Below are 10,574 nucleotides of genomic sequence, written 5' to 3' on the forward strand. Positions count from 1 at the left end.
TGATGCGCATCCTGCTGCTCTGCCACTACTACCCGCCCGAGACGAACGCGCCCGCCGCGCGCAGTTCGGAACACGCGCGCCACTGGGCCGCGGCCGGGCACGAGGTGACGGTCGTGACCTGCGCGCCGAGCCATCCGCGCGGGCGGCTCTACCCGGGCTACCGGAACCGGCTCTTCCAGCAGGAGAGTTCGGAGGGCGTGCGGTTGGTGCGCGTCTGGAGCCACATCGCCCCCAATGCCGGCGTGTCGCGGCGCGCGGCGAGCCATCTTTCCTTCGCACTCTCGGCGCTGGCCGCCCTGCCCCGCCTCGGCCGGCCCGACGTGATCCTCTCCACCTCGCCGCAGTTCTTCTGCGGGCTCGCGGGCCTGCCCGCGCGGCGGATGACCGGCGCGCGCTGGGTGTTCGAGGTGCGCGACCTCTGGCCCGAGAGCATCCTGGCGGTGAACGCGATGACGCGCGGGCGCGCGATCGGGGTGCTAGAGGCGCTCGAGGCGCGCGCCTATCGCGCCGCGGACCACGTCGTGCCGGTGGCCGAGGGGTTCGTGCCCCACATCGCCGACCGCCGCGGCGGGGCGGAGGGGATCACGGTGCTGCGCAACGGCGTCGACCTCGCGGCGTTCCACCCCGCCGCGCAAGAGGACGCGGCGGGTGCGAAGGCGCGCTTCGGGCTCGCGGGGCGCTTCGTGGCCACCTATGCCGGCACGCACGGGATGGCGCACGGGCTCGACGCGGTGCTCGACGCGGCCGCGCTTTTGCGCCACGAGCCGGGGGTGGGCTTCCTGCTGGTGGGCGACGGGGCGGACCAGGCGCGCCTCGCCGCGCGCGCCCGGGCGATGGCGCTGCCCAACCTTCGGGTGGCCGGCCCGCTCCCCCGCGCGGAGATGCCCTCCGTCCTCGCGGCGAGCGACGCGAGCCTCGTGCTCCTTCGGGACCGGCCCGCCTTCGCACGGGTGCTGCCCTCGAAGCTCGCGGAAGCCATGGCGGCGGCGAAACCGGTGGTGCTGGGGGTGCGGGGCGCGGCGCGCGCCGAGCTCGAGGCCGCGGGGGCCGGCCTCGCGGTGACCCCCGAAAGCGCCGAGGAGATCGCCGCGGCGGTGCTGCGCCTTGCCCGCGATCCCGCCGAGGCCGCCCGCATGGGGCGGCGGGGCCGCGCCCATGCCGAGCGCCATTTCGACCGGCGCCGGATCGCGGCCGAGTATCTCTCGCTGCTGGAGGAGGTGGCGGCGGCATGAGCACCCTTGCCGGGCTGGCCCGCGCCTGCGCCTTCGGGCGGCACATGCCGCTGGAGAAACTCGCCCGGCGCGCCGAACTCGTCGCCCGCAGACGGCTCGCCGACCGGCTCGGGCCGCGCGCGCCCGCCGCCCCGGCCGCGCGGGCGGCCGCGGCGCCGCCGCAGCCGCTTTTCGCCCCGCGGCCCGGCTGCGCGGTGGCGCCGCGGGGCGCGGGCTTCGCGGTCACGCTTCTCAACCGGTGCGTGGAGATGCCGGGGCCCGGGATCGACTGGCAGGCCCCCGGCCCCGGCCCGCGCGCGCAGCTCTGGCGGATGACCCTGCATTACATGGAGTATCTCGAGGGCGCGGACGCCGCGCTCTGGGCTCGGCTGGTCTCGGACTGGCTCGACGCCAACGCGCGGCCCCGGCCCGGCGCCTGGGCGGATGCGTGGAACGCCTATGCGCTGGCCACCCGCGCCTGCGTCTGGATGGACGAACTCGCGCGGCGGCGGGCGCGGCTGCCGGCGTCCCTCGTCGGGCGGGCCGAGGAGAGCCTTCTCGGCCAGCTCGCCTTCCTCGCGCGGCACCTCGAGACCGATCTGGGCGGCAACCACCTGATCCGCGACCTCCGCGCCCTGATCCGGGGGGCGGCATATTTCGAGGGCCGCGCGCCCGAAGGCTGGCGCCGCCGCGCCGTGGCGCGCCTGCGCCGCGAGGCCGCCCGGCAGATCCTGCCCGACGGGATGCATTTCGAGCGTTCGCCCTCCTACCACTGCCAGGTGATGGCGGACCTCCTCGATTGCCGCGCCGCGCTGGGGGCGGAAGGCGCGTGGCTCGACGGCCCGCTCGCCGCCATGGCCCTCGCGGCGGCGGACCTCGCCCATCCCGACGGCGGCGTGGTGCTTCTGAACGACGCGGGGCTGTCCATGGCGCGTGCGCCCGGAGACTGCCTCGCAGCCTATACCCGCCTGATCGGGCCCGCGCCGGCACCGCGCGATACCTTCGCCTTTCCCGACGCGGGCTGTTTCGGGATGCGCCGGGGGCCGCTCTACCTAGTCGCCGATTGCGGACGGATCGCGCCGGACGATCTGCCCGCCCATGGCCACGGCGACGCGCTCGGCTTCGAGCTCTCTGTCGACGGCCGGCGGGTGATCGTGGACCAGGGCGTGTTCGAATATGCCGAGGGTCCGCGCCGCGACGCCGCCCGGAGCACGGCGGCGCACAACACGCTGGCGCTCGCGGGGGCGGAGCAGGCGGAGTTCTTCGGCGCCTTCCGCTGCGGCCGGCGGCCCGAGGTGACGCTGGAGCGGTGGGAGGCCGGGCCTAAGGGCATCCGCCTCGAAGGGCGGCATGACGGTTATCGCACCGCGCCGGGCCGGCCGGTCCACCGCCGCCGCTTCGATGCGCACGCAACCGGCGTCACGATCGAGGACCGGCTGGCGGGCGGCCCGACGGCCGATGCGACGGCGGGCTTTCTCCTGCACCCCGACATCCGCGCCGAGCCGGGCCCGGACGGAAAGGCGGTGCGGCTTCACCTTGAAGGGCGCGCCCGGCTCGTGGTGGCCGCCACCGCCCCCATCCGCCTGGAGCCCGCCATCTGGTGGCCCGATCTGGGGGTCGAGCGGCGCACGACCCGCCTCAGCGTCCTCGCCGGGCGCGGACCGCTTCGCCTGATCACCCGCATCACGCTTCTGGAAGGGAAGGCCCCATGAAACAGCTTCGCCAGGATTACCGCGGTGGCGCGCCCGAGGTCGTGGAGGCGCCCGCGCCCCGCGCCCTGCCCGGCCGCATTCTGGTCGCCACGCGCGCCTCGCTCATCTCCTCGGGGACGGAACGCCAGATCCTGGAACTCGCGCAGGCGACGCTCGCCGGGAAGGCCGCCGCGCGGCCCGACCTCGTGCGCCAGGTCGTCCGGACGGCGCGTCGCGAAGGGCTGCGGCGCACCGCCGAGAAGGTGCGCGCCAAGCTCGACGATCCCGCGGCGCCGGGTTACAGCCTTGCCGGCGAGGTGCTGGAGATCGGTCGCGGGGTCGCGGGGCTGGCCGTGGGCGACCGCGTGGCCTGCGCCGGCGCGGGCTTCGCCAGCCACGCCGAGATCAACGCCGTGCCCCGCAACCTCTGCGCGCGGATCCCGAAAGGCGTGAGCGACACGGAGGCGAGCTTCGCCACCGTGGGCGCGATCGCGCTTCAGGGCGTCCGCCGTGCCGCGCCCGCGCTCGGCGAGCGGGTGGCGGTGTCGGGGCTCGGGCTTCTGGGGCTTCTGACCGTGCAGCTGCTGAAGGCCAACGGCTGCCAGGTCCTGGGATACGATCCCGACCCCGCGCGCGCCGCCCTCGCGCGCGAGCTTGGCGCCGAACACGCCGTCAGCGCGGATCTCGAGGGCGCGGCCGCGGCCTTCACCGGCGGCGCGGGGGCGGATGCCGTGATCGTCACCGCCGCCACTCGGTCGAGCGCACCGGTCAACGCCGCCGCCGCGATCAGCCGGCTCGGCGGGCGCGTGGTCCTCGTGGGCCTGACCGGCATGGAGATCGACCGCGACCTCTTCTACCGGCGCGAGCTCGACCTGCGCCTCGCGCTCTCGACCGGTCCCGGCCGCCACGACCCGGATTACGAGATCGCGGGCCGGGACTATCCGCTGCCCCATGTCCGCTGGACCGGGCAGCGCAACATGGAAGCGTTCCTGGATCTCGTGGCCTCGGGCCGGCTGACGCCCGCGCCGCTCGTCAGCCACCGGTTCGCCATCGCGAACGCGGCGCAGGCCTACCACCTGCTGGGCGGCGGTGGGCCGCACCTCGCCATCCTGCTCGACTATCCCGCCCCACCGCGGGCCGCGCCCGCGCGCCACCTCTCGCTGTCGCGGACGGCGACGGACACGCGCCCGGGCGTGGGCTTCATCGGCTTCGGCAGCTACGCGCGCGGCACCCTCCTGCCGGCCCTGCGCGCCGCCAGCGGTACGACGCTCACCGCCGTGGTCACCTCGCGCGGCCTCTCGGCGCGGTCCGCGGCGGACAGCGCGGGCTTCGCCCGTGCCGCCACCGAGCCCGGCGCGGTTCTGGAAGATCCGGGAACGCAGGCGGTGGTCATCGCCACGCGCCACGACAGCCACGCGGGCTACGCGGCCGCGGCCCTGCGCGCGGGCAAGCATGTGTTCTGCGAAAAGCCCCTCGCGCTCGATCGTGAGGGGCTCGACGCCGTGCGCGCGGCGGCGGCAGAGGCGCCCGGGCTCCTGACGGTGGGCTTCAACCGCCGCTTCGCGCCGCTCATGGGCGAGATGAAGGCGGCGCTCGCCGGCATGGCGGGACCGCTCCAGATCCTCTACCGGGTCAACGCGGGGCCGCTGCCGCCCGAAAGCTGGATCCACGGCACGGAGGGGGGCGGACGGCTCCTCGGGGAATGCTGCCATTTCCTCGACGCGATGGCCCATCTCGCGGGCGCGCCCGCCGTTTCGGTCCAGGCCGTCGCGGCAAGCGGCGCGGGCGACGTGGTGTCCGCGCTTCTGCGTTTCGCCGACGGTTCCACCGGCGCGCTCGTCTACGCGCCCATGGGCGACCCGGCCCTCCCGAAAGAGCAGGTGGAGGTCTTCGCGGCCGGCCGGGCGCTCCGGCTCGAGGATTTCACGCGCCTCGAGATCGCAGCCTGCGGACGGCGAAAGGTCTTGCGCCGCAAGCAGGACAAGGGGCAGCGGGCGCTGATGGCGGCCTTCGTCGCGGCGATCCGCGAGGGCGGCGCCCCGCCGATCCCCGAGCCCGAGATCTTCGCCGCCACCGAGGCGAGCCTCGCGCTCGAACAGGCGGTCCGCACGGGCCGTGCCGTGCCCCTTCAGCGGCAGGACGGGACATGAGCGCGCCCGGCCGCCATCTCGCCTGGCGGGTCGGCCGGCGGGTCTACTGCGCCGCGCGCGGCGAGCAGCGCCGCGACACCATCGCCCGGAACGGCGAGGCGATGCTCCAGCGCCGCGCCATCGCGGCCACCGGCGCCGCGCGCCCCTTCGCCGTCCTCGACATCGGCGCGAACCGGGGCGCATGGACGGCAAGCCTGCTGGAGCAGCTTCCACCCGCACGGCGCGCGGCCGGGCGCCTTGCCGTGCACGCCTTCGAACCGGTCCGCGAGACCGCGGCGCTCTTTCGCGCCGAGATCGCGGCGCGCGCGGGGGCGGTCACGCTTCACGAGACGGCCCTGTCGGACACCGAGGGCCAGGCCGAGATCGCGCTGGAGGGGCCCGGCGCGGGGACGAACTCGCTCCACCCGTCGCGCCCCGGGCTGGCACGGCAACGCGTGCCGACCGCGCCACTCACCGCCGTCGCCGACGCGCTCGGCCTCGCCCGGATCCACCTGGCCAAAAGCGACACCGAGGGCCACGACCTGCGGGTGCTCACCGGCGCGCGCCCGCTTCTGGCCGCCGGGCGGATCGACATCTTCCAGTTCGAGTACAACCACCGCTGGATCTTCGGGCGGGCCTTCCTGCGCGATGTCTTCGACCTGATCGGCGGGCTCGACTATACGCTCGTCCGCGTGGATCCGGCCGCCTGCACCGTGTTCGAGGACTGGCATCCGGAACTCGAACGCTTCTTCCAGTCGAACTACGCGCTCGTCCATGCCCGCGCGCTCGACTGGCTTCCGCTCCGGCGCGGGCGCTTCGACCGATTCAACGTGCATGGCTGACGGCGCGGCCCGGGCGCACCCGTCCGTCGCGGTGTTTTTCGGTGCCTCCGGTCGCGCTCAGCCCGCCTCGGGCGCGGTCCGGAGCCTCGAGGCGCTGACGTGCGATCTGTCGGACGAATTCGCTCTCACGCTCGCGGCAAGCGCCGATGTGTTCTGCGCGACCGCGCGCGGCCTTTCACGCGTGGTGCTGGCGCCGGGCGGCGCGCGTTGGCACCCGGTCCGGCGCCTTCTGGCGCGCGGCGATTTCGACCTTGTCCATCTCAACAGCCTGTTCGACCGGGAAACCACGCTGCCCGTGCTGGCGCTGCGCCGCGCGGGGCTGGTGCCGCGCATGCCGGTCTTGGTCTCGCCGCGCGGCGAATGCGCGCCGGGCGCGCTCGCGCAGAAGGCCGGCGCGAAGCGCGCCTATCTCACGGCGCTCCGCCGCCTGGGGCTCCTGGACGACGTGTGGCTCCACGCAACCGCGCTGCAGGAACGCCGGGACATCGCCGCGCTCGGTCTTCCCGCGAGGGGCATCCTCGACGCGCCCGACACCGCGCAGCTCGCCCCTCCGCCCCAAAGTCTCAAGGGATCGAGACACCGCGGGGGACCGCTCAGGATCGTCTTTCTGGGGCGCGTCGCGCCCGTGAAGAACCTGGTCTTCGCGCTGGAGACGCTCACGCGCGTCCGCGTCCCGGTCGACTTCGACCTGATCGGCCCCGTCGTCTGCGCGCGGTACAAGGTAGCCTGCGACGCGGCGATTTCGCGGCTGCCGCGCCATGTGCGCGCGACCTGGAAGCCGTCGATCCCGGCGGAGGAACCAATATCCATCCTGGAGGCTTACGACGTTTTCTTCATGCCCAGCCTGAACGAGAGCTACGGCCACGCCATCGCCGAGGCGCTGGCCGCCGGCCTGCCCGTCATCACCAGCGACCGCACGCCCTGGCGCGGTCTCGCCGAGGCACGGGCGGGGTGGGACCTGCCGCTTGGCGAGCCCTCGCGCTTCGCTGCCGCGATCGATCGCTACGCCGCCCTGCCGCCCGAGGAACGGCAGCGCTGGCGGCGCGGCGCGCGCCGGCTGGCGGAGCGTCGCCATGCGGAGGCGGACGCGGCACGCGCCACCGCCGCCATGTTCCGCACCGCCATGGCGCCCGAGGCGCCGCGGCCGTGACGCCCGCCCAGAGACCGCGCTGGCAGATCGGCGCAACGCTTGTCCGCCCGGGCCGGGGCGGCATCGCCGCCGTGGCGCGCATCACGCTCCGCGCGCTTGTCGAGGCGGGGGCGGATGCGGCCCTTCTGTCATATCTCGACGACCGCCCCGGAATGGCGGCGGGCCGGACCATGCGCGTTGCGCGAGGAAGCCGCGCCCGGTTTGCCGCGGGCCTGCTGGCCGCCGCCGCCCGCAGCGACCTCTTCCTTTACGATTCCGTCGGCATGGCGCGCGCGCATCCGCGACTGCCGGGCCTGCGCCGGCCCTATGCCGTCTGGGTCCACGGGGTCGAAGTCTGGAACGGGCTGACCCCGGGCCGCGCCCGCGCGCTTCGGGGCGCGGATCTGCTCCTTGCCAATTCCCGCTTCACGCTCGCGCGTCTGGAGGCCCGCCACGGCCAGTTGCGCGCCGCGCGCGTCTGCGAGCTGGGCACGGAGGCTGACCGGCCGCCCGCCCCCCGGCCGCCCCGCCCGCCGGACGCGCCACTCGTGGTGCTCTGCCTCGGGCGGATCGACCGCGCGCAGATGTACAAGGGGCAGCGCGAACTCGTCGCCTGCTGGGCCGAGGTGGTGCAGGCGGTGCCCGGTGCACGGCTCGTGATCGCGGGCGGGGGCGACGGGGTGCCGCTCATCCGCGAGGCGGCCCGGCGCTCGCCGGCCGCGGGCTTCATCGAGGTGACAGGCCATGTGCGGGAAGGCGATCTCGAAGCGCTCTGGGCCCGCGCCGATCTCTTCGCCATGCCAAGCCGCGGCGAGGGCTTCGGCCTCGTCTATACGGAGGCGATGCGCCGGGGCCTTCCGGTGATTGCGTCGTGCCAGGACGCGGGGCAGGAGGTCAACCGGCACGGCGAGACGGGATTGAACGCTGATCTCGACGCGCCGGGGGCGCTGAGCGCGGCGCTGATCGCCCTGCTGCGCGATCCGGGGCTCCGCGCTCGGCTCGGCGCGCAGGGCGCGCGGCACTGGCAGGCCCGCTTCCGGTACGGCGCGTTCCGCGACCGCCTGCTGCCGATCCTCGACGAGTTCGCCGCCACGACCCGCCCCACGCCACGAGGGGCCCGCGCATGACCGGGCCCGGCGCATCCCGCCCCGCCGCCCTGCCCGAGCATCGCCCGCCCCTTCGCATCCTCGCCGTGTCGGCGCAGTGGCAGGGCGCGAACGACTACGCGCTGGTGCGCGCACTGCGCCGCGCGGGCCACTCCGTCCGGGCGATCGCGGAAGCCGAGTTCCTGCCCGCCTGGCGCGCGCCCGCGCTGCGCGCGCTGCGCCGCGCGCTCCGCCCGCGCCTCGTGCGCGAGTTCAACGCGGCGCTCATGGCCGAGGCCGAGGCCCTGCGTCCCGAGATGCTCTTCGTCTTCAAGGGACCGATGGTGGCGGCGCGCACGCTCGAGCGGTTGCGCGCGAAGGGCGTGATCTGCATCCAGTTCTTCCCGGATGTGAGCGTCTTCACGCACGGGCCGGAACTGCCGCGCGCGCTGCCCTGCTACGACTGGGTGTTCACCACGAAAAGCTTCGGGCTGTCCGACATGGCCGAACGCCTCGGCATCCGCGACGCGTCCTTCCTGCCGCACGCCTTCGACCCCGAAACCCACGCGCCAGCCGACCTTACCGAGGCCGACCGCGCGCGCCATGCCTGCGACGTGTCCTTCATCGGCGACCGCTCGCCGGAGAAGCAGCGCCTGCTCGCCGCGCTCGCCGCGGCCTGCCCCGACCTCGACCTGCGGATCTGGGGTCCCGACCGCTGGCGGCGGGCGCCGCCCGCGCTTCGCCGGACATGGCAGGGCGACCGTGTCACGGGGCGGGAATACGCCAAGGCCATCGGGCTTTCGAAAATCAACCTCGGGCTTCTGACCGAGCGCCAGCCCGGCGCATCGAGCGGCGACGTGATGACGGCGCGCAGCTTCGAGATCCCCGCCGCCGGCGGCTTCATGCTGCACCAGCGCACGCGCGAGGCGACCGCCTTTTTCGAGGAAGGGCGCGAGGCCGCCTTCTTCGACGGCCCCGACGAGCTGGTGCACGAGGTGCGGCGTTACCTGGCCGAGCCGGAGGCGCGGCTTGCCATCGCGGCGGCCGGCCGGCGGCGCGTGATCGCCGACGGCCACTCCGCCGACGACCGCGTCCACGCGATCGTGGCGAGATATCGCGACCTGCGCGCCCGACGGAAGCCTTGTGCGCCATGGACCTGACGCGCGGCGTCACCGCCGGGCGCGGGGGCGCTCAGGGGATCGACGTGCCGTCCGCCGCGCGCCGCCAGACGGTCCCGTCCGAGAAGGCAAGCGCCGGCCCGCCGATGTCGTCGGGCACGAATACGATGGCGCCCGCGCCGACCGCGACGGCATCGGGCAGCGCCGCGACGGAGAAACTGCCGACCCGCACGGGCCCTTCGGCGTGGATCGTGGCGCTCGGCGCGTCCGTGCCCACGCCGAGGCGCGGGCCTGCCGCATCCACCATCCAGCCGCCGGCGGTCGCGGCATGCCAGGCGCCGTCGTGGTAGTAGGCCGTCAGACGGAAACGCGCGGTCCCGCCCCCGTCCGCGCCACGAAACGCAAGCTGCCCGCGGGTTCCGTCGAAGGGGATGTAGTGGGCGAGCGCCGCGCTCGTCTCGCTGGCGAAACGCTTGCCGTCGGAGACGGCGAGCCCCTCGGGGAAGCTCGGCGGCGCGGCGCTTTTCGGCAGGCGCATCCGGTGCGTCGCCGGATCGGACAGATCCCCGCCATGCGCAAAGATCAGGTGATCCTCGTAAAAGCCCGGCCGACCGGGGGCGACCGACCATATCGCCGCGGGATGGAGCGCGTTTCCCAGCACCAGCGCGGCGTCCTCCCCCTCGGCGTGGAGCGGGCCCTGCGGCTGCGCCGCGCCCACCGCGACGTGCCCCGTGGCCGCGTCCACGGCAAGCGCGGGGCGCCAGCTCACGCCATCGGCCGAAACCTTCACGCGCCAGTTGTCGTCCCCCGCGAGGCCGAATTCCGCCCGGCCGGAATAGCCCGACTGGAACAGCACCGAGGCGGTAGCCGCGGCGTCCTGCTTGTTCAGCGTCAGCCGCACGCCGCCAGAGCCGGGCGTCACGTCGTCATGCGAGAAGAGAACGCCGTCGGACTTGACGGAAAGCCGGTTCACCGCGTCGGGCTCGGTATTCACGCCGAAAAGCGTCGCCATGTCGGAGCTCGCGGCGACGCGCCACGCCGCCCCGTCCCAGACCAGAAGCCTCGCCTCGTCCGCGACCCAGGCAAGCCAGCCCGCCTTCGGCGCGAAGAAATGCCACGCCCCGTCGAGGAAGGCGGCGAGCGCCTCCTCCTGCCCGGCCCAGGCGCCGGCCGCGGGCGCGGCCACGATGTGGCGGGTTCCGTCCGCGGGCGCGGGCGGCGGGCTCGTCTCGCCCCGCGAGGCGACGCCGATCTGAACCACCGCGTCGAGCACGCGCAGCGCCTCGTTGTGGGTGACATGTTTCTGGGCCTGGTTGGGCAGGATATAGGGAAGCCCCAGCGCGGGCGACTGATCCATGGGACGGCTCCT

8 protein-coding genes are annotated in these 10,574 nt (G+C 74.8%); 7 read left to right on the forward strand and 1 reads right to left on the reverse strand.

Annotated elements, in window-relative coordinates:
• Positions 1–2: 2 nt before the first annotated feature.
• The 7 genes from AB6A66_RS00765 to AB6A66_RS00795 are packed head-to-tail and all read left to right on the forward strand — an operon-like array spanning position 3 to position 9,247.
• Complete coding sequence (locus AB6A66_RS00765; protein ID WP_371054393.1) at positions 3–1,232, forward strand: glycosyltransferase family 4 protein; 1,230 nt, start codon at positions 3–5, stop codon at positions 1,230–1,232.
• Positions 1,229–2,923: a heparinase II/III family protein gene (locus tag AB6A66_RS00770; RefSeq protein ID WP_371054394.1), complete on the forward strand. Its 1,695-nt coding sequence runs from the start codon at positions 1,229–1,231 to the stop codon at positions 2,921–2,923. The genes AB6A66_RS00765 and AB6A66_RS00770 overlap by 4 nt, the downstream gene beginning before the upstream one ends.
• Positions 2,920–5,052 (forward strand): bi-domain-containing oxidoreductase, encoded by a 2,133-nt coding sequence (locus AB6A66_RS00775; protein ID WP_371054395.1) that lies wholly within the window; start codon positions 2,920–2,922, stop codon positions 5,050–5,052. The genes AB6A66_RS00770 and AB6A66_RS00775 overlap by 4 nt, the downstream gene beginning before the upstream one ends.
• Positions 5,049–5,873 (forward strand): FkbM family methyltransferase, encoded by an 825-nt coding sequence (locus AB6A66_RS00780; RefSeq protein ID WP_371054396.1) that lies wholly within the window; start codon positions 5,049–5,051, stop codon positions 5,871–5,873. The genes AB6A66_RS00775 and AB6A66_RS00780 overlap by 4 nt, the downstream gene beginning before the upstream one ends.
• Positions 5,866–7,023: a glycosyltransferase gene (locus AB6A66_RS00785; protein WP_371054397.1), complete on the forward strand. Its 1,158-nt coding sequence runs from the start codon at positions 5,866–5,868 to the stop codon at positions 7,021–7,023. Before AB6A66_RS00780 ends, AB6A66_RS00785 begins: the two co-directional genes overlap by 8 nt.
• Entirely contained in the window at positions 7,020–8,129 is a 1,110-nt protein-coding gene (locus AB6A66_RS00790; RefSeq protein WP_371054398.1) for a glycosyltransferase family 4 protein, read from the forward strand. Before AB6A66_RS00785 ends, AB6A66_RS00790 begins: the two co-directional genes overlap by 4 nt.
• The gene (locus AB6A66_RS00795) at positions 8,126–9,247 is read left to right on the forward strand and encodes a glycosyltransferase (RefSeq protein ID WP_371054399.1); all 1,122 of its coding nucleotides are present in this window, start codon (positions 8,126–8,128) and stop codon (positions 9,245–9,247) included. The genes AB6A66_RS00790 and AB6A66_RS00795 overlap by 4 nt, the downstream gene beginning before the upstream one ends.
• 31 nt (positions 9,248–9,278) lie before the next feature.
• Here AB6A66_RS00795 and AB6A66_RS00800 read toward each other — a convergent pair whose 3' ends face one another.
• Entirely contained in the window at positions 9,279–10,562 is a 1,284-nt protein-coding gene (locus tag AB6A66_RS00800) for a DUF2793 domain-containing protein (protein WP_371054400.1), read from the reverse strand.
• Between the last annotated feature and the right edge of the window lie 12 nt (positions 10,563–10,574).

It is taken from the genome of Rhodosalinus sp. K401, from assembly GCF_041365735.1.
GTDB lineage: Bacteria > Pseudomonadota > Alphaproteobacteria > Rhodobacterales > Rhodobacteraceae > Rhodosalinus.